Here is a 19,133-nt window from a genome sequence, read left to right as displayed (position 1 = left end):
TTGGAATAGAAAGGAACAAAATGAGGTTATATATTATCAGACACGGAGAAACAGATTGGAATGTGGAAGGGCGGCTGCAGGGGCAGGCAGATATTGAACTGAATAAGAACGGTATCCGTCTGGCCGGAATCACGGCTGAGGCTATGAAGAATATTGACTTCGATCTGGGTATCTCCAGCCCCTTATCAAGAGCGGTTGAAACCGCTGAAATCATTCTGAAAGACAGGGAAGTCCCCCTACTGACGGATGACCGTCTGATGGAGCTTTCTTTCGGCTCATGGGAAGGCCTGGGCTGTCATAAGAACAATTTTGAGATCCCCTCTGACCACTTTGATGATTTCTATCTGAGACCTATGGAGTTTGTACCCGGAGAAGGCGGGGAAACGATCCTTAAGCTTTGCCGGAGAACAGATGAATTTTATCAGGACCTGCTTCAGAATTCAGAATATCAGGACAAGACAATTTTGATTGCGACACATGGCTGCACCGTCAGGGCATTGATGAATAGTGCCCTGCCGAACGAAGATGATTTCTGGAGAGGAAGTGTACCTATGAATTGTGCGGTGAACGTAATAGATGTATACTCCGGGAAAGCTGATCTGGTGGAAGCTGATAAGGTTTACTATGGAAAAGAAGACTGGAATGATTTTTATTCCGCAGAAGCATAATAAGAAAGGGGGGTGATATGGGAATCACTGATAATTACAATCATACAATAAAGGCCTGCTATGTGGGTTATATCACACAGGCCATCGTCAATAATTTTATACCACTATTATTTTTAACTTTTCAAAGGACGTATTCCATACCACTTGCACAGATTACGCTGCTGGTTTCTCTGAACTTCGTCGTTCAGCTTGTGGTAGATATGCTGGCTGCAAAATTTGTAGATAAAATCGGATACCAGGTTTCGGTCGTTGCGGCGCATCTGTTTTGTGCCGCAGGACTGGTGGGGCTTGGGATACTTCCGGAATTGCTGCCAAATCCTCTGTCAGGTCTGATTCTGGCCGTGTGCTGTTATGCGGTGGGCGGCGGTATGATAGAAGTACTGATCAGCCCGATCGTGGAAGCCTGCCCCACGGAGAAAAAGTCAGCGGTGATGAGCCTGCTACATTCTTTTTATTGCTGGGGCTCTGTTGGTGTTATACTGGTTTCTACCATTTTCTTTACTCTTTTCGGTATTGACAACTGGCAAATACTATCTATACTTTGGGCAGTGATTCCGCTGGCTAATGCCTTTGTATTTGCAAGAGTACCGATACGCACATTGGTAGAAGAAGGAGAAGGCCTTAGCCTGCGTCAGTTATTCAGCATGAAGTTATTTTGGATTTTTGCAATGCTGATGGTCTGCGCAGGTGCCTCAGAACAGGCTATGAGCCAGTGGGCATCGGCATTTGCCGAAAGTGGGCTGGGTGTCTCCAAAACAATCGGAGATCTGGCGGGTCCCTGTCTTTTTGCGGTTTTAATGGGAACATCCAGAGTATTTTATGCCAAATATAGTGAGAGAGTGAAATTGACTTCATTTATGAAGGGAAGTGCGATTCTCTGTATCATCAGCTATCTGATTGCCTGTTTTTCACCGATACCGCTACTTGCATTGGCGGGATGTGCACTGTGTGGACTTTCTGTCGGAATCATGTGGCCGGGAACCTTCAGTCTCGCATCGGAAGCATGCCCGAAAGGGGGTACCGCCATGTTCGCAATGTTTGCGTTGTTCGGTGACTTGGGATGCAGCCTGGGGCCTACGATTGTAGGAACTATCTCAGGACAGGCCGGAGGAGATTTAAAGACGGGACTTCTGTCTGCAATTCTCTTTCCGACACTGTTAATCCTGGGGATTGTTCTCTGCATAAAATTTTCAAGAGGATCAGTATCAGAGGAATTTAATAATGTACCGGAACTATAAAAAAGGAGATTTATATTAGATGAAAACGTCAGATTTTTATTATGATCTGCCCCAGGAGCTGATTGCCCAGGATCCTCTTGACGACAGAAGTTCTTCACGGCTGCTGCATCTGGACCGGGTGACCGGAGAGGTGGAGCATCGTCATTTCAGAGAAATTCTGGATTATCTGCAACCGGGTGACTGTCTGGTAATTAATGATACAAAAGTGATTCCGGCCAGGCTATATGGAAGAAAACTGGATACGGATGCAGCTATTGAAATCTTACTTCTGAAGAGAAAAGAGAATGATATCTGGGAGACGCTCGTAAAGCCTGGGAAAAAGTGTAAGCCGGGAACTGTCATTTCCTTTGGAGAAGGACTTCTTACAGGGGAAGTCCTTGAGGTCGTGGAGGATGGGAACCGCCTGATACAGTTTCATTATGAGGGGATTTTTGAAGAAATATTAGACCAGTTGGGGGAGATGCCCCTTCCGCCTTATATTACGCACAAATTAAAGGATAAGAACAGATATCAGACAGTATATGCAAAGCATGAAGGATCTGCCGCTGCACCGACTGCGGGACTGCACTTTACTGAAAAACTGCTGCAGCAGGTGGAAGAGATGGGTGTGAAAATTGCTCATGTGACACTTCATGTTGGACTTGGAACCTTCCGTCCGGTGAAGGTAGAGGATGTGACAGAGCATCACATGCATTCTGAGTTCTATGTGGTGGAAGAGGAACAGGCGAATCTGATCAATGAAACGAAAGCCTCCGGTCATCGGGTGATTTCTGTGGGAACCACCAGCTGCCGTACACTGGAATCAGCAGCTTCCGAAGATGGTGTATTAAAGGCCGGAAGTGGCTGGACCGATATCTTCATCTATCCGGGATTTGAATTTAAGATTATAGATGGATTAATTACGAACTTCCATCTGCCTGAATCCACTCTGTTGATGCTGGTTTCGGCACTGGCCGGAAAAGAGCATATCATGAGAGCATATGAAGAGGCTGTAAAAGAACGATACCGGTTTTTCTCTTTTGGGGATGCGATGTTTATCGCTTAATATCGAATCTGAGTCTGTACTTTAACTATGACAAATGGTAAAATATTTAGAAGGAGAAAATTCAATAAAATATCTTAGACGGGGGTGTCGTATGGAATCCAGAGTAGAGAAGATTTTAGCGAAACAGGATAAGCGTATTGAATTAAAGGTTTACAGGGGGCATTTTGCAACACCGAATTCTCACATTTCTCACTATTTTGACATGACAACCATGAAATCCAGAGCATCAGAAGCGCGTGTTGCTGCTTATGTATTATCACAACGTTACAGCCATTCTACAGTTGTGGATACAATTGTCTGTCTGGACGGAACTCAGATTATCGGAGCCTATCTGGCGGAAGAGCTGATGCATACGGGAATTATGTCTATGAACAGGCATAATACCATCTATGTTACCGCTCCGGAACTCATCGGTTCCGGCCATGTAATTTTCAGGGATAACTGCAGAAGTATGATAGAACATAAGAATGTATTACTTCTGACGGCATCCGCGTCAACAGGCCAGCTATTGCGTAACTGCATTGACAGTGTTCATTACTACGGCGGAAAGATTGCGGGAATATCTTCTATATTCAGTAACATAGCTGAACTTAACGGGATTGAAATTAACACTATCTTCCGACAGGAGGATGTACCGGCATACAAGAGCTATGCTCCGGGCGACTGCGAACTGTGCAGGAACAAAGTAAAACTGGACGCATTAATAAATGGATATGGGCATTCGCGCTTGTGATGATATTTAGAGAACGCTGTACCGATTGATTGTACCGATACAGCGTTCTCTAAACACATATATATGATGTTGGGATCTGTTAGTGCTGCAATGCATTCAGATCTTTAAAAAAGCCCGGATAGGAAATATCAACACAATCGCTGTGCTCTATGGTGGTTTCACCTTCTGCTGCAAGTCCTGCGATGGCAAAGGACATGGCGATACGGTGATCAAGTCTGCTGTCAATTACTGCTCCATGAAGCGGCTTTCCTCCCCGGATAATCATACCGTCTTCGGTTCCCTCGATATCAACTCCCATTGCAGATAGTTCCTGTACCATGACATCCAGGCGATTGGATTCTTTTACTTTCAGCTCCTCAGCATCGCGTATGACGGTAGTGCCCCGGGCAAAGGAAGCTAAAACAGCAATAATTGGTATTTCATCTATCAAAGTGGGAATTATTTCTCCTTCTACTATAGTTCCATGGAGACTGGAGGCTTTGACCAATAAATCTGCAACAGTCTCAAATCCCTGCTTATGTAGATTCAATAAAGTAATATCCCCACCCATGCCTTTACATATTTGAAGGATGCCGTCCCGGGTAGGATTGATGCCCACATCTCTCAATAAAATCTCAGAACCCGGAATCATAAGGCCTGCTGCTATGAAATAGGCGGCCGAAGAAATGTCACCCGGAACTGTAATCTTTTGTCCGTTCAGGACAGGATTTGGGACAATGGATGCCGTTGTGCCACGGGATTCCACGTCAGCACCAAAGTAAGAAAGCATAAGTTCCGTATGGTTCCTTGACAAATAGGGTTCGGTCACTGAGGTTTTTGTATCAGCATACAATCCCGCCAGCAGCACGCAGGACTTTACCTGGGCAGAGGCAATCGGAGATGCATAATGGATTCCCCGGAGTTGTTGTCCATTAATCTGAAGCGGTGCACAGTCATTGGTTTTCAAACTCCGGATATTCGCACCCATGGAAATCAGAGGAGATATAATCCGTTTCATGGGGCGTTTTTGTATGGAAGCATCGCCTGTCAGTTCACAGGAAAAACCCTGTCCGGACAAAATTCCGGAAATCAGACGCATGGTTGTACCGCTGTTTCCGCAGTCTAATGCGGTTTTGGGTGCCTGCAGTCCACGCAGTCCCTTTCCGTGAACTATCACACTGTCCCTTTGCTTTTCAATCTGAATTCCCATTTTTTCAAAACAGGAGATCGTAGAAAGACAGTCTGCACTTTCCAGAAAGTGGCTGACCTCGGTAATCCCCTCGCAAAGGGCACCCAGCATAATTGCACGATGGGAAATCGATTTGTCTCCGGGAACTGAAAGCTCTCCCTGCAGTGGCTTTATAAGTTTTGTAATCTTCATATGCTTTCCTTTCGATTAGATGACAGTTATTCGCGTACATGAATCCGGTAATTCCGGTCTGTCAGTACTAAAGCCGCCCTTCTGTAGGATTCCTCCTGATAAAATTCGATGCGAAGTACACCCTCCTCAAACTCACGGTTATGGATGATGCCGATATTCTTGATACTGATGCTGTTCATGGCCAGTAATGTGGTAATGGTGGCTATGCCGCCGGCCTCATCATAGATATCACAGTATAAAACATAATCCTTTTTCAGCGGTCCCAGAACCGTATCGGGAAGAGAATCCCGATAGTCACGTGATGCTTCAAACATGGCATATAATCCCCCTTCATCGGAGGAATCCACCAGCTTTCTGGCATCGGTTAACATCTCCTGAAAGGAATCAATTACCTTCAGGATCATATCTCTGTTTGAAAGGCAGATATGCTGCCACATTACAGGAGAGGAGGAGGCAATCCGTGTGATGTCTTTAAACCCTCCGGCAGCAATCATCTTCATATACCCCTTCGAACCATCCAGGCGTGCGATTTCATTAACGAGAGCAGAGGCAACGATATGTGGAAGATGGCTGACCCCTGCTGTAATAAAATCATGCTCCTCTGCTGTGAGCCGTAAGGGTATGGCTCCAAGGGAATACACCAGCTCTTCATATGCATCCACCTTTTGTGAATCAATCTCCTCTGAAGGAGTGATGATATAGTATGCATTTTCAATCAGATAGTCTGCTGAATTTTCAAAACCGGTTTTTTCTGAACCGGCCATGGGATGACCGCCTATAAAACTGGCGCTCATTCCCAATGCCTGGACTGCCTGGTGAATATCGCCCTTTACACTTCCCACATCGGTGAGTATGCACGAGGGGGAGATGATATCCCTTAAAGTCTTTAAATAAGATATATTAGCACCTACAGGTGCACAAAGAAAGATATAGTCACATATACCAAAGCGTTCATCTATCTGATCACAGCAAATCTGAATTACACCATCGGAAGCAGCCTGATCCAGCGTTGCCTTTGTATGCGTATATGCCATAAGCTGATAGTCGGGGTGAAATTTTCGGATAGCTTTTGCTATGGAACCTCCAATCAGTCCCAGACCGATAAATCCGATTTTCGTTCCCATCACAGGGTCCTTCCTGCAAGGCGGATATAATCAGCCATTTCCTGCATTAATTTTTCGAAATTATCAAATCGAAGTGACTGTGGTCCATCAGAGAGTGCATGCTCAGGATCATTATGAACTTCTATCATCAGTCCATCTGCTCCGCAGGCAACCGCAGCCTTTGCAAGTGGAGAAACGTAGGAGTAAACGCCGGTAGCATGACTGGGATCCACGATGATCGGAAGATGGGATTTCTCCTTCACAACACATACCGCACTGAGGTCAAGTGTATTTCTGGTGGCTGTTTCATAGGTACGGATTCCGCGTTCACACAGAACTACATTCGGATTTCCTTCAGAGATGATATATTCCGCCGCATTCAGCCATTCGTCAATTGTAGCTGCCAGACCGCGCTTTAAAAGCACCGGCATACCGGATTTCCCTGCTTCACGCAAAAGGTGGAAATTCTGCATGTTTCTCGCACCGATTTGAATCATATCCACATATTTTGAAGATGCTTCGATTGCAGCCTCATTGATTACCTCACAGATGGTATTCAGTCCGTATTCTTTTTTTGCCTCCGCCATGTAACGCAGTCCTTCTTCTTCCAGGCCCTGGAATGAGTAGGGAGATGTACGGGGTTTATATGCGCCGCCCCGGACAAATTGTGCGCCGGCTTTTTTTACTTCCCCGGCAATCAGCATTAGCTGTTCTTCCGTTTCAACTGCACAAGGGCCGGCCATCACAGTCAGGGTGTCAGGACCAATCACATGATTCCCTACCTTCACATAGGTGGGTTCGGGATGAAATTTTTTATTGGTCAGTTTATAACTCTCGGTAATAGGCACCAGTTTATCTACATAGGGCAAAAGCTGGAGATTTTCATTACAAAGTCTGTTTTTATCACCGACAACGCCGATAATCGTTACCTGTTTCCCATGGGAAAGATGTGTTTCCAATCCCTTGTTTTCCACAGCAGCCTGAACAGCCTTTACAGCAGTCTCAGGGGCCTGTGGCTTCATAACTATGATCATTTTATTATTCCTCCCTGGATTATAAGCAAACTATTCTTTTATTCTACTAAACATATAGCTAAAAGTCAATAATTTAGCACGTTGAAGTTTTACGGTTTAAAGTGGAAGCGAAAAGTTTTCAGAAAAGAGAAATAAAGAATGTATAAAGTGGATAAAATACTTGAATTACACCGGATATTTTAGTAAAATATAGACATATAATAATTAGGGAGGTATTACATATGGACGTTTTCAGAACTGACAGAATCAGAAATGTGGTGCTGCTTGGGCATGGTGGTGCCGGAAAGACGACTTTGACTGAGGCTATGGCTTATCTTTCCGGTATCACAAACCGTCTTGGAAAGGTCGTTGATGGTAATACGGTCAGCGATTATGACAAGGAAGAAATCAAACGTAAGTTCTCAATTTCCACATCCCTGGTACCCATAGTCTGGGGAAAGAATAAAATCAACATATTAGATACACCCGGTTTTTTTGACTTTGTAGGTGAAGCAGAGGAGGCAGCTGCAGCTGCAGATGCGGCGGTTATTGTAGTATCCGGTAAATCCGGTGTTCAGGTAGGAACACAGAAAGCCTGGGAACTTTGTGAAAAATATAAGCTTCCGCGTATGATTTTTGTAACTGAGATGGATATTGATAATGTCAGCTATCGCCAGGTGGTTGAACAGCTGACTGATCTGTATGGCAGGCGGATTGCTCCGCTGCACATGCCTATCCGTGAAAATGAAAAATTCGTCGGCTATATTAATATTGTAAAAAATAAAGGCCGTCGTTATATTGATAAAGGCAAAAAAGAAGCGTGTGAAATTCCGGAATATTCAAAAGAATATCTGGAAAAATACCGGGATACCCTGATGGAATCCGTGGCAGAAACCAGTGAAGAATTCATGGACCGGTATTTTGGAGGAGAAGAATTTTCGGTGACAGAGATTTCTTCAGCACTGTCCACGAATGTGAAAGACGCCAGTCTGATTCCGGTGTGTATGGGATCGCCTGTAAATCTTCAGGGAGTATCTAATCTTCTGGATGATATCTGCGGATATTTTCCTAACCCGGCGGAGCGGAAGTGTGCAGGTGTTAATCAGGCAGGCAATGAAGTGTTTGAGGCAGATTATAACTTCCAAAAGCCGAAGTCCGCAGTCATTTTCAAAACAATTGCGGATCCCTTCCTTGGAAAATATTCTATGATCAAAGTATGCTCCGGTGTTATAAAAAGTGATGACATTCTTTACAATGTGAGTCAGGACAGCGAAGAGAAGCTGAACAAGCTGTACATTCTGGAGGGTTCCAGACCAATAGAGATACCGGAGCTCCATGCCGGTGATATCGGCGCAATTGCAAAACTGGGGGACGCCAAAACCGGTGATTCACTGGCTGCAAAAACGCTTCCTGTTCTCTATGGAAAGATTGATATCTCGAAGCCCTATACTGCAAAGAGATACAAACCTAAGAATAAGGCTGATGTGGATAAAATCTCACAGGCATTTTCCAGGATGATGCAGGAGGATCAAACACTTAAAGTTGTCAATGATTCGGCGAACCGGCAGACATTAATATGGGGAATTGGGGATCAGCATATTGATATAGTAGTCAGCAAACTTCTGGACCGTTATAAAGTGGATGTGGAGTTGAGCCAGCCCAAAGTTGCATTCCGGGAGACAATTCGAAAGAAATCTGATGTGGAATCCAAATATAAAAAACAATCCGGTGGACATGGACAGTACGGACACGTCAAAATGCGTTTTGAGCCTTCCGGAGACCTGGAAATTCCCTGCATCTTTGCACAGGAAGTTGTCGGTGGTGCCGTTCCGAAAAACTACTTCCCGGCTGTTGAAAAGGGATTACAGGATGCAGTTTTATCCGGTCCCTTGGCAGCATATCCGGTAGTAGGAGTAAAAGCGATACTTTATGATGGTTCTTACCATCCGGTTGATTCTTCTGAGATGGCATTTAAGACTGCCGCTGCTATGGCTTTTAAAAAGGGATTTATGGAAGCAGGACCAGTATTGCTGGAACCGATTGTAACCATGAAGATTACGGTACAGGATAAATTTACCGGGGACGTCATGGGTGATTTGAATAAGCGCCGCGGACGTGTACTTGGCATGAATCCCGATCAGAGTGGCAACACGGTAATCGAAGCGGATGTTCCGGAACTTGAGATCTATGGATATGGAACGACACTCCGCTCCATGACCGGTGGAAGCGGACACTTTGCATATGCGTTTGCACGCTATGAGCAGGCACCTTCCGATGTTCAGGAGAAGGAAATTGCCGCCAGAGCGAGTAAAATTAAAGATGTTGAGGATTAAACCACTCTTGACAAATCTTCTTGTTATGGTAGAATTAGTAACAGTTCAGCCATGCAGAGGCTGAATTGTCGCTAAAATGATAAAAGACATAGAAGAGGAATATTAAGAGTGATATCTGATAAAGAGAGCTGCCGTCTGGTGCAAGGCAGTGAAGAACAGCTCCCAACTGGCCTCAGAGTCCTTTGACTGAAATTTCGTTTAACCAATATGAGCTAAAGGGAAGAGTAGGTAAAAGCGGTTAATCCCGTTAGAGATTATAATGAGTGCATCTGCATATCATACGATGTGGATGAATTAGAGTGGTACCACGGAATCCAAGCCCTTTTCGTCTCTGATTTTGAAGACGGAAAGGGCTATTTAGATATTTTAAGGAGGAAAATCAGATGTCAGTACCTTATAATCATAAGGCTATTGAGGCAAAGTGGCGTGTAAACTGGGAGAAGAATCCTGTAAATCCGAAAAAGGATTTAAGCGGAGTGGAAAAGCGTAAGTATTACTGCCTGGACATGTTTCCATATCCATCGGCGAATGGTCTGCATGTCGGGCATTGGCGGGGATACGTAATTTCAGATGTCTGGAGCAGATATAAACTGTTGAAGGGTTATTATGTAGTCCATCCCATGGGATGGGATGCCTTCGGTCTGCCGGCTGAAAACTATGCAATTAAGATGGGTGTGCATCCGGCTGACTCCACGGCAAAGAATGTACAGAATATTAAAAAACAGATTCAGGACATTGCAGCCATCTATGACTGGGATATGGAAGTAAACACCACAGATCCTGAATTCTATAAGTGGACTCAGTGGATTTTTGTTCAGATGTTTAAAAAAGGACTGGCCTATGAAAAAGAATTCCCGATTAACTGGTGCCCCTCCTGTAAGACCGGACTTGCCAATGAAGAAGTAGTAAATGGTAAGTGTGAGCGCTGTGGTTCTGAGGTGACGAAGAAGAATCTGCGCCAGTGGATTCTACGAATCACAGAATATGCAGAACGCCTGTTAAATGACCTGGATAAGCTGGACTGGCCGGAAAAAGTAAAAAAGATGCAGTCTGACTGGATTGGCAAGTCCTATGGTGCGGAGGTACAGTTCCCTGTAGAAGGGAGTGATGAAAAAATCACGGTATATACGACTCGTCCGGATACGCTTCATGGTGCAACCTTTATGGTGCTTGCTCCGGAACATGCCATGGCAGCCTCTCTCTCCACAGATGAAACGAAAGAAGACGTGGAAAAGTATATCTATGATGCTTCTATGAAATCCAATGTAGATCGTCTTCAGGATAAAGAAAAGACAGGTGTGTTTACAGGAAGCTACTGTATTAATCCGCTGAACGGAGCAAAAGTACCAATCTGGTTGTCGGACTATGTACTCGCAGATTACGGTACAGGGGCTATTATGTGTGTTCCTGCCCATGATAATCGGGATTTTGAATTTGCAACCAAATTCCATCTTCCAATTGTTCAGGTAATCTCAAAAGACGGTAAAGCAACTGAAAACATGACGGAAGCCTACACAGAAGCTGCCGGAATTATGGTTAATTCCGGAGAGTGGAACGGTATGGAATCTTCTGTGCTGAAAAAAGAAGCACCCCATATGATAGAAAAGATGGGAATTGGAAAAGCAACAGTAAATTATAAGCTTCGTGACTGGGTATTCTCCCGCCAGCGTTATTGGGGTGAACCGATTCCGATTATACACTGTCCGAAGTGTGGGAATGTTCCGGTGCCGGAAGAAGAACTGCCGTTACGACTTCCTGAGGTGGAAAGTTATCAGCCGACAGGAACGGGTGAATCACCCCTGGCAGCCATTGATGAGTGGGTAAACTGCAAGTGCCCGGTATGTGGAGCGGATGCAAAGCGAGAGACCAATACTATGCCTCAGTGGGCAGGTTCCTCCTGGTATTTTCTGCGTTATGTAGACAACAAGAACAAAGAAGCATTGGTATCAAAGGAGAAAGCATCTGAATATCTTCCGGTTGATATGTATATCGGTGGTGTGGAGCATGCGGTATTGCATCTGCTGTATTCAAGATTCTATACTAAGTTTTTGTATGATATCGGAGTTGTTGATTTTGAAGAACCGTTCCAAAAGCTGTTCAACCAGGGTATGATTACCGGGAAAAATGGTATTAAGATGAGCAAATCCAAGGGAAATGTAGTATCCCCGGATGAACTTGTTTCGGATTACGGTTGTGATTCCCTGCGTATGTATGAGCTTTTTGTAGGTCCCCCGGAATTGGACGCAGAGTGGGATGACAGAGGGATTGATGGTGTAAACCGTTTTCTGAAACGTTTCTGGAAACTCGCATTGGACAGCAAAGCCACTGATGTTAAAGCAACTCCTGAAATGATGAAGCTTCGTCATAAAATGGTATATGAGATAACACAGCGTCTGGAATCTTTCAGTTTGAATACCGTAATTTCAGGTTTTATGGAGTATACCAACAAGTTCATAAATATAGCCAAAAATGCAGGTGGGATAGATAAAGAAACAATAGAAACTGCAACCGTTTTATTGTCCCCTTTTGCTCCTCATATAGCAGAAGAAATCTGGGAGCAGTATGGGCATAAGGATACTGTCTTCCGTCAGCAATGGCCCTCCTTTGATGAAACGGCCATGAAAGATGACGAGGTGGAGATTCCGGTGCAGATTAACGGAAAGACCAGAGCGGTAATAAGTGTATCTGTATCCATCACCAAGGAGGAGGCAATTGCTGCAGGTAAAGAAATAATTGCCGATAAACTGACTGGAACCATCGTAAAAGAGATTTATGTACCAAAGAAAATCATTAATTTTGTACAGAGATAAAACCGGAAAGAGGGGCATCACAGTGCTCCTCGCTGTTCCGGAGTGGAGGACTACACATGATACATTACCTGATTGACGGAAGCGGACCGTTGCTGGCATTTGTGGGTATCTTGTTTGCGTTTGGGTTTACGTGCCTGATGACGACAAAATTTGCCGGGCGATTGCCAAGAGATATGGGAAGGGATTTTGCAGTGGATGGGAAACTGTCTGCCGGAAAACCGCGAGGTGCAGGTCTTATCTTTATTCTGGTGTTTGCGGTTTCAGCACTTCTGTTTTCAGATATGAACCTGGAGTTGTTTATATATCTGGCCATGGTGGTGGTAGAGATGCTGACCGGTTATCTGGATGATGCATCGGATAAACCATGGGGAGAATACAAAAAGGGGTTTCTTGATTTCCTTGTTGCTGTGATTATTGCGGTAACTTTTTTAAAGTTTAACAGCAGCAGCATCGAGCTTGCAACAATTGGAATTACAGTAACGCTGCCTCCGGTGGTCTTCGGTATATTGGCTGTTATTCTGGTCTGGGTATCCATTAATGTAACCAATTGTTCAGATGGAGTGGACGGTTTATCGGGTACCTTAACAATCGTTTCTTTGATGTCAATTTATGTAATTGGACAGATTAAGAAAATGGATCCGGAGTATTCCTATATAATTCTTCTTTTTGTGGTTTGCATATTGGGATATCTCTGGTACAATGCATCACCCAGCATTCTGATGATGGGTGATGCGGGATCCAGAGCCATGGGAATCTTCATAGCCATCGCTGCCATGAAGACAGGAAGTCCGTTTTTATATCTTCTGATTGCAGGTGTACTGCTATTGGATGGTGGATTGGGACTGGCAAAGGTATTTTTACTGCGGTTTTTTAAAATACATATTTTAAAGAATACCAGGACCCCACTGCATGATCATGTAAGAAAGGTATTGGGATGGTCCAATACCCAGACGGTGTTCCGATTTACAATTATTCAGATTGTTATTTCTGTAGCCACTGTTTATCTTTTAATGATGTCTGTCATTCGCTGAACGTCACATCTATGATCACCACTTCACTGTTTGTACCAACCCGCATGTGGGGACCCCAGGTTCCCACACCGGAGGTGACAACAGAATGAAAATCCCCGTTCTCATATAGTCCATAAGGATTTTTCCAGAATAATTTTATCAGTAGATTTATGGGAAAAATCTGTCCATTATGGGTATGCCCCGCCATGGACAAATCTACATTGGCCTCCGCCTCATTAGCAAGATCGCCGGGTTGATGTTCCATGACCAGAATCGGCTTATCCGGCTCCAGTGTTTTGGTGAATTCTGTAATAGTTTTCTGTTTTAAACCTGAAACACCTGTTTTGGAAGCATCCAGACGTCCTGCCAGATAAAAGGAACGCTCAATCAAACGCACTTCATCGTTTAATATGGTGATGCCTCCATCCTCCAGCATCTTATCAACTCTGGGATCCCGTAGTTCGCGACCTTTATCTTCAAACGTAAAACCTCCCAGCAGTTTTTCTGAGATATCGTGATTTCCGTAGCATGCAAAGGTACCATAGGTACTTTGAAGCCCGGAAAAAAGCCGGCTGATTTCTTCAGGATGATCAATGGTATCATAATCATTGTCATAAATATCTCCGGCAATACATATCAGATCCAGATTTGCGCTGTTCAGTTGCCGGACTACTTTTTCCACATCCCTTTTTCCCACACTGTATCCGAGATGAAGATCTGATATCAGGCCGATACGCAGTCCACTTAGTTCTCCGGCCTGTTTATGAATTGTAATCTGATACTCCTTTGTTTTAATAGTTCCTGTGTGCACCGCACCATAGATACTTATCCCTGCAATCAGGGGCAAAAGAGTCAGGCCGCCGATTCTGCATAGCTGCTTGTAATCCTTAGATGCCCTCCGGGGCATCTTCCCGAATATTTTTAAAATTAATACAACCAATTTTGCAACCAGAAGTGCCAGCAGGATATAGATAAACACACCCATCCAATAATTACTGAATTTTGCCAAAGCAATCTGAAAATCAGAAGCTGGAAGCAAAAGAGCGATAACCGGACCGGAGGCCAGGAGGGTATAGAACAGAATATAGACAACCTTGGCAAAAGGCCTGCGAAATAGTGTGTGACAGCAAGCCAGCCAGTTTTCCATGTGCCGTATGACACAGATATTTAAAACGATATAAATAAGCAAAGCAATCATAAAAAAAATCATTTGTATTCTCCCCAATATACGGATGTTGCATAACCCCATAGCTGACTATAATCTAAGATTTTGAAAACAAATGTTTAAGGGAACGTCTGCCCTTCATTTTCCCCCTTATCTGTCTCCATTGTTTTTGAATGTAATCCAAAGCGATAATACTGTATCGTAGGATAGGTTCCGTTGCAATAGAGAATACAAGGAACAGCATAACACATCTTGGAGACATTCCCGAAATACCAAACAGGTCCCCCAGATAGATACTGCATATCAAAAGGCCTGCGATGGATCCGAGCCATATAATCCAGCGCAGCCGATTCATCGGACGGCTTATTTTATAAAGAATCATAAATCCCACGATTGCCAGAAGCATCGTACATGCCGTGGAGATGTCAATGGAACTTACTGCAAATTCCTGACCGAAAATTACAAGTGCGGCCACTACCAGTACATCGGTCAGACCAGCCGGTAATGCCTTCAACAGTACATTTGTCAGAAAATGTCCTTCGATTCTGTTATTATTCGGCTGCAGTGCAAGGAAAAATGCGGGGATTCCGATAGTAAACGTACTGATCAGGGAAACCTGTGACGGCTCCAATGGATAGTTCAGCATAAACACCACGGAAAATAACGACATTAGCAGCGAAAAAATATTTTTAACCAAGAACAGGCTTGCCGACCTTTGTATGTTATTGACCACACGCCGTCCCTCCATTACGACGGAAGGCATACATGCAAAATTGGAATCCAGCAGAACCAACTGTGCCGCCTGTACCGCTGCATCACTTCCTGAGGCCATTGCCACAGAACAATCTGCATCTTTTAAGGCAAGAACATCATTCACCCCATCCCCGGTCATGGCGACAGTCTTTCCGGCTCCCTTCAAAGCCTGAACGAATTGGCGCTTCTGATCAGGTGTCACACGTCCGAAGACCGTATATTGGAGCATCGCCTTTTGGATATCTCCCTCGTCTTTTAAAGTGGAGGCATCAACATACTTTTCAGCATCTGCGATGCCGGCCTGCTTGGCAACCTCTGAAACTGTCACAGGATTATCCCCTGAGATAACTTTGATTTCCACACCCTGTTCCGCAAAATACCGGAAGGTTTCCGGTGCCTCCTTACGAATCGGATTGGAAAGCAGGATGAGCCCCAAAGGCTTGACTTTCCCGGTCAGTTCTTTTCCGTCAGCCGTACCATCATAGGAGCCGAAGACAAGAACACGATATCCCTTAGCCCCTTCTTCCTCAATCTGTTCTTTGCAGCTTTCATAATCATCCCTTAAGACAAATTCGGGAGCACCGAGAACGTAACATGCATCTGAAAAGGAAACACTGCTGTACTTGTAAGCAGAAGAAAATGAAGTCGTGGATACCGGTACGCTTGCTCCCGGAGTAGTAAAGTAGCTCTTCAAAGCTTCCATCGTAATATTGTCGTTTGACATGGCGGCGGCAAAATCACTGACCATCTCCATCAATGATGGCATATGTTCGGCGTCAAACTGATCTGTTGCAAGGATGTCACTCACTTGCATGGTATTTTCTGTAATGGTTCCGGTTTTGTCCACACACAGTACATCGACACGGGCGAGTGTCTCAATACACTTCATATCATGAACAAGTACCTTTTTACCGGCGAGGCGCATGACACTCACTGCGAGAGCCACGCTGGCCAGAAGATAAAGTCCTTCCGGAATCATACCGATAATGGCAGCCACCATAGAAATAATACTATTGCGGAATGTTTCATGTGATAAAAAAAACTGCTGGGAAAATAACAGAAATCCAATCGGAATGATAATTATTCCCACAGCCTTTACCAACTTATTCAAGGAACGGATCATCTCGGACTGTTCACCATCTTTGACAGCTTTGGCCTCCAGAGTCAGTCTGGAAATATAGGAATCCGCCCCTACCTTGTCCAGCCTGGCATGACAGCTGCCGGATACAATAAAGCTTCCTGACATCAGTTCATCACCGGTTTTTTTTGTGATTTCATCTGCTTCTCCGGTCAGCAGAGACTCATTGACCGAAACCTCTCCGTCAAGTACGACAGCATCGGCACAGATCTGATTCCCGGCACTAAAAACCACAATATCATCGAGAACCAGCTGCTCTGCCGCAATCTCTGTCTGTTCTCCACCCCGTATTACTTTTGCCTTTGGAGCATTTAATACGGATAACCTATCCAAAGTTTTTTTTGCCCGTATTTCCTGAATAATCCCAATCAGGGTGTTACAGATAACAACCGGAAGAAATGTCAGATCCTTGAAAGAACCAACAATAATAAGCAGAACAGCAATAATAATAAAAATCAAATTGAAATAAGTAAATACGTTGCTTTGAATGATTTCGGAAACTGTCTTTGAGGGTGGTTCGACCGCCCTGTTTGTCCAACCGTTCTGCATATATTCTTCCGCCTGAGCTGCCGTAAGTCCTACGGCAGGATCTGCGGTATAGCGGGTGGTTGGAAGTCTCTCTGTATGTTCATCGCGAATTTCCTTTATTTTTCTCTTCATTAGAACTCCTCTTGTATGATGATGTCAGACAGGCATGTAAAGCATGACCTTTTGACCCTGGTATTATACATGATATATGGTGCCAAATCATTGGATAATTATAACATAGGATACCAAAGAAAAAATTAAAATCTTTATGAATTCTTTTGGATGAATATGTTACTTAATTGTTAGCAATCCAGTATAAACGTTTCCGGTCTGTTAATTAATCTGACGGATACCTGTGATATCGGGTTCAATATGAAGTGAGTAGTTCGTATAGTACACGACGAATCCGGGCTTGGAGCCGCCTGGCTTCCTCAGATTCTTTTTCTGCGTATAGTCAATCTCAACCTTAGGAGCTGTCTTGTTCCCGGAGTAATAGGCGGCAAGACGGCCGGCCTCTTCAAAGGTGCGGTCCGGCATCTCTCCATCCGGACCGCACTTGACGATTACGTGGGAACCGGGGCATCCCTTTGCATGAAACCACCAGTCATTGCCTGTTGCAAGCTTAAAAGATAACTCCTCATTCTGGATGTTATTTTTTCCCACATAGATATCATAACCGTCGGAGGATATATAGTGGAAGGGGCGGGACGTGATTTTGACCCTTTTTCCCGCAGGCCCTTTTCTGCGGATGTAACCATTGGAAACTAATTCTTCCTTAATCTGCACCAGATCCTCTTCCTCCAGAGCAATATCCAGTGATGTACGGACAGATTCCAGATGAGAGATTTCCTCCCGGGTTTCTCCCAACTGAACATCCAGTGCTTCCGCAGTTCTTTTCAGCTTATTATAACGTTCGAAATATTTTTTTGCATTTTCAGAGGGGTTCAGCGTTTCATCCAAGGGAATTGTGATCAGCTCACCGGTATAGTAGTTCAGTGCCTCCAGGGATTTTGCCCCCTGTTCGGTCTCATAGCCATAAGTATTCAAAAGCTCTCCGTAGATTCGATACTTATCCTTCTTCTTTGTATCTGCCATCTGCTTTTCCTGAATGTTCAGCTTTTTGACATTACGTTCCAGAGCGGTAGTTACCACCTTCCGTAAATCAACGGACTTCTGACGGATGCGGCTGATACGGTTTTTCATCGCATAATACTGCTCCAGTACCTGACTGATACTGTCAAACCCCTGCGATTTAAAATCACCGTACTGCGTCAGCTGCAGTGCGGCATATTCTACAGGCTCCTGCTCCTCATAGATGATATTGGGCCGGAATTCTTTCTGGCTGACATCTTCCATAAGACGCATAAATGTATGGTAAAGATGCTCACGGGAGATTTCATCCAATGCATCTGCGGGAAGCCCGCCTTCAATCTTAGCCCGGTAACAGATTTCCTCTCCCATGACTGGGCTAAGTCCTGTAATTGAAGTGTAAAGTGCCTTGGCACAAGACATCGGTTTTGAGAGAACAGACTGCTTAAATTCTGTCTCCGATATCGTATATGGGTTCTTTTTATTCTGCGTTTCAGGGATAAAGTACGCCCGCCCGGGCAGGACCTCTCGTACGGAACTCATATTTGCTGAGACGTGTTTAATGCTGTCAATGATCCTGTCATCTTCGCTGCAGAAGATGATGTTGCTATGTTTGCCCATGATTTCCACCATAAGTTTTTTACGGCAGATATCCCCCAGTTCGTTTAGATGTTCAATGTCAAAGACAAGTACACGTTCCAGTGACGGCTGGGTGACGGACAGGATTTTTCCACTCCCGATATGTTTCCGCAGAAGCATGCAGAAATTAGGTGCTGTCATGGGGCTTAATTTGTTACTTTCCGTTAAATAAATCAGCGGAAGAGAAGCGTTGGCCGAGAGCAGCAGGCGATACTGTGTCCGGTTATTTTTTACCGTAAGAATCAGTTCGTCAGCCTCCGGCTGGGCGATTTTATTGATTTTTCCACCAACTATTTTATTTTCTAATTCAGCGCGTACAGCCGCGATCGTAATTCCATCAAATGCCATGGTAATACTCCTTGTCAATGTTTGTCTTTATCTTACTGAATTATAGGGTTCATGTCAATGCCCGCCGCGTGGAAGAAAACGGTTGAAGAAAACTGGTAAAAAGGATTTGACGTGCATAGGTCAAACGCGTATAATAAACATGTATGCATAAATGGGATAA

Annotated in this window: 13 protein-coding genes and 1 other annotated feature; of the genes, 7 read left to right on the top strand and 6 right to left on the bottom strand. The window is 44.4% G+C overall.

The features are described 5' to 3' along the window. Nucleotides 1–20 precede the first annotated feature (20 nt). From KNL20_RS07840 to KNL20_RS07825, 4 genes are all read left to right on the top strand, one after another. Nucleotides 21–668 carry a histidine phosphatase family protein gene (locus KNL20_RS07840; protein ID WP_230397233.1) on the top strand — a complete coding sequence of 216 codons (648 nt, stop codon included), beginning with the start codon at nucleotides 21–23 and terminating at the stop codon, nucleotides 666–668. 17 nt (nucleotides 669–685) lie between these two features. After that, nucleotides 686–1,906 (top strand): MFS transporter, encoded by a 1,221-nt coding sequence (locus tag KNL20_RS07835; protein ID WP_230397232.1) that lies wholly within the window; start codon nucleotides 686–688, stop codon nucleotides 1,904–1,906. 19 nt (nucleotides 1,907–1,925) lie between these two features. Continuing rightward, nucleotides 1,926–2,951 (top strand): tRNA preQ1(34) S-adenosylmethionine ribosyltransferase-isomerase QueA, encoded by a 1,026-nt coding sequence (queA, locus tag KNL20_RS07830; RefSeq protein WP_230397231.1) that lies wholly within the window; start codon nucleotides 1,926–1,928, stop codon nucleotides 2,949–2,951. Between the two features lie 91 nt (nucleotides 2,952–3,042). Beyond that, nucleotides 3,043–3,684, top strand: coding sequence for an orotate phosphoribosyltransferase (locus KNL20_RS07825; RefSeq protein WP_230397230.1), 642 nt, complete (start codon nucleotides 3,043–3,045; stop codon nucleotides 3,682–3,684). Between the two features lie 79 nt (nucleotides 3,685–3,763). On the opposite strand, the gene aroA is transcribed toward KNL20_RS07825, so the two are convergent. Genes aroA through aroF form a run of 3 tightly spaced genes read right to left on the bottom strand, consistent with a single transcriptional unit; the run spans nucleotide 3,764 to nucleotide 7,181 of the window. Beyond that, a complete protein-coding gene (gene aroA / locus KNL20_RS07820; RefSeq protein WP_230397229.1) occupies nucleotides 3,764–5,044 on the bottom strand; it encodes a 3-phosphoshikimate 1-carboxyvinyltransferase in 1,281 nt (426 codons plus the stop codon). A gap of 26 nt (nucleotides 5,045–5,070) precedes the next feature. Beyond that, entirely contained in the window at nucleotides 5,071–6,168 is a 1,098-nt protein-coding gene (locus KNL20_RS07815; RefSeq protein ID WP_230397228.1) for a prephenate dehydrogenase, read from the bottom strand. Beyond that, entirely contained in the window at nucleotides 6,168–7,181 is a 1,014-nt protein-coding gene (aroF, locus tag KNL20_RS07810; protein WP_230397227.1) for a 3-deoxy-7-phosphoheptulonate synthase, read from the bottom strand. Before aroF ends, KNL20_RS07815 begins: the two co-directional genes overlap by 1 nt. A 221-nt stretch (nucleotides 7,182–7,402) precedes the next feature. Between aroF and KNL20_RS07805 the strand changes: the two genes are divergently transcribed. The 3 genes from KNL20_RS07805 to KNL20_RS07795 all read left to right on the top strand — a co-directional run bounded on the left by KNL20_RS07805 (nucleotide 7,403) and on the right by KNL20_RS07795 (nucleotide 13,334). Further along, nucleotides 7,403–9,493 (top strand): elongation factor G, encoded by a 2,091-nt coding sequence (locus KNL20_RS07805; RefSeq protein WP_230397226.1) that lies wholly within the window; start codon nucleotides 7,403–7,405, stop codon nucleotides 9,491–9,493. Between the two features lie 80 nt (nucleotides 9,494–9,573). Then, nucleotides 9,574–9,829, top strand: a binding site (T-box leader). 47 nt (nucleotides 9,830–9,876) lie between these two features. Beyond that, nucleotides 9,877–12,303: a leucine--tRNA ligase gene (leuS, locus tag KNL20_RS07800; RefSeq protein ID WP_230397225.1), complete on the top strand. Its 2,427-nt coding sequence runs from the start codon at nucleotides 9,877–9,879 to the stop codon at nucleotides 12,301–12,303. Nucleotides 12,304–12,359: 56 nt separating this feature from the next. Continuing rightward, the gene (locus KNL20_RS07795) at nucleotides 12,360–13,334 is read left to right on the top strand and encodes an MraY family glycosyltransferase (protein ID WP_230397224.1); all 975 of its coding nucleotides are present in this window, start codon (nucleotides 12,360–12,362) and stop codon (nucleotides 13,332–13,334) included. Here KNL20_RS07795 and KNL20_RS07790 read toward each other — a convergent pair. The 3 genes from KNL20_RS07790 to KNL20_RS07780 form a co-directional block, all read right to left on the bottom strand. Beyond that, nucleotides 13,324–14,523, bottom strand: a complete 1,200-nt coding sequence (locus tag KNL20_RS07790; protein WP_230397223.1) for a metallophosphoesterase — start codon at nucleotides 14,521–14,523, stop codon at nucleotides 13,324–13,326. The two genes, KNL20_RS07795 and KNL20_RS07790, sit on opposite strands and share 11 nt — an antisense overlap. Nucleotides 14,524–14,575: 52 nt before the next feature. Beyond that, nucleotides 14,576–17,029: a cation-translocating P-type ATPase gene (locus tag KNL20_RS07785; RefSeq protein WP_230397222.1), complete on the bottom strand. Its 2,454-nt coding sequence runs from the start codon at nucleotides 17,027–17,029 to the stop codon at nucleotides 14,576–14,578. A gap of 201 nt (nucleotides 17,030–17,230) precedes the next feature. After that, nucleotides 17,231–18,973 carry an Rqc2 family fibronectin-binding protein gene (locus KNL20_RS07780; protein WP_230397221.1) on the bottom strand — a complete coding sequence of 581 codons (1,743 nt, stop codon included), beginning with the start codon at nucleotides 18,971–18,973 and terminating at the stop codon, nucleotides 17,231–17,233. Nucleotides 18,974–19,133 lie beyond the last annotated feature (160 nt).

The organism is Novisyntrophococcus fermenticellae (genome assembly GCF_018866245.1).
GTDB classification, from domain to species: domain Bacteria; phylum Bacillota; class Clostridia; order Lachnospirales; family Lachnospiraceae; genus Novisyntrophococcus; species Novisyntrophococcus fermenticellae.
Note: the sequence above shows the minus strand (reverse complement) of the source record. Positions and strands in the feature narration are given on the sequence as shown.

Excerpts from the sequence above, each read along its gene's own strand:
- queA (WP_230397231.1), top strand. The coding sequence starts at position 1,926 with ATGAAAACGTCAGATTTTTATTATGATCTGCCCCAGGAGCTGATTGCC.
- KNL20_RS07835 (WP_230397232.1), top strand. The coding sequence starts at position 686 with ATGGGAATCACTGATAATTACAATCATACAATAAAGGCCTGCTATGTG.
- KNL20_RS07780 (WP_230397221.1), bottom strand. The coding sequence starts at position 18,973 with ATGGCATTTGATGGAATTACGATCGCGGCTGTACGCGCTGAATTAGAA.
- aroA (WP_230397229.1), bottom strand. The coding sequence starts at position 5,044 with ATGAAGATTACAAAACTTATAAAGCCACTGCAGGGAGAGCTTTCAGTT.
- KNL20_RS07815 (WP_230397228.1), bottom strand. The coding sequence starts at position 6,168 with ATGGGAACGAAAATCGGATTTATCGGTCTGGGACTGATTGGAGGTTCC.
- aroF (WP_230397227.1), bottom strand. The coding sequence starts at position 7,181 with ATGATCATAGTTATGAAGCCACAGGCCCCTGAGACTGCTGTAAAGGCT.
- KNL20_RS07805 (WP_230397226.1), top strand. The coding sequence starts at position 7,403 with ATGGACGTTTTCAGAACTGACAGAATCAGAAATGTGGTGCTGCTTGGG.
- KNL20_RS07785 (WP_230397222.1), bottom strand. The coding sequence starts at position 17,029 with ATGAAGAGAAAAATAAAGGAAATTCGCGATGAACATACAGAGAGACTT.
- KNL20_RS07795 (WP_230397224.1), top strand. The coding sequence starts at position 12,360 with ATGATACATTACCTGATTGACGGAAGCGGACCGTTGCTGGCATTTGTG.
- KNL20_RS07790 (WP_230397223.1), bottom strand. The coding sequence starts at position 14,523 with ATGATTTTTTTTATGATTGCTTTGCTTATTTATATCGTTTTAAATATC.
- KNL20_RS07840 (WP_230397233.1), top strand. The coding sequence starts at position 21 with ATGAGGTTATATATTATCAGACACGGAGAAACAGATTGGAATGTGGAA.
- KNL20_RS07825 (WP_230397230.1), top strand. The coding sequence starts at position 3,043 with ATGGAATCCAGAGTAGAGAAGATTTTAGCGAAACAGGATAAGCGTATT.
- leuS (WP_230397225.1), top strand. The coding sequence starts at position 9,877 with ATGTCAGTACCTTATAATCATAAGGCTATTGAGGCAAAGTGGCGTGTA.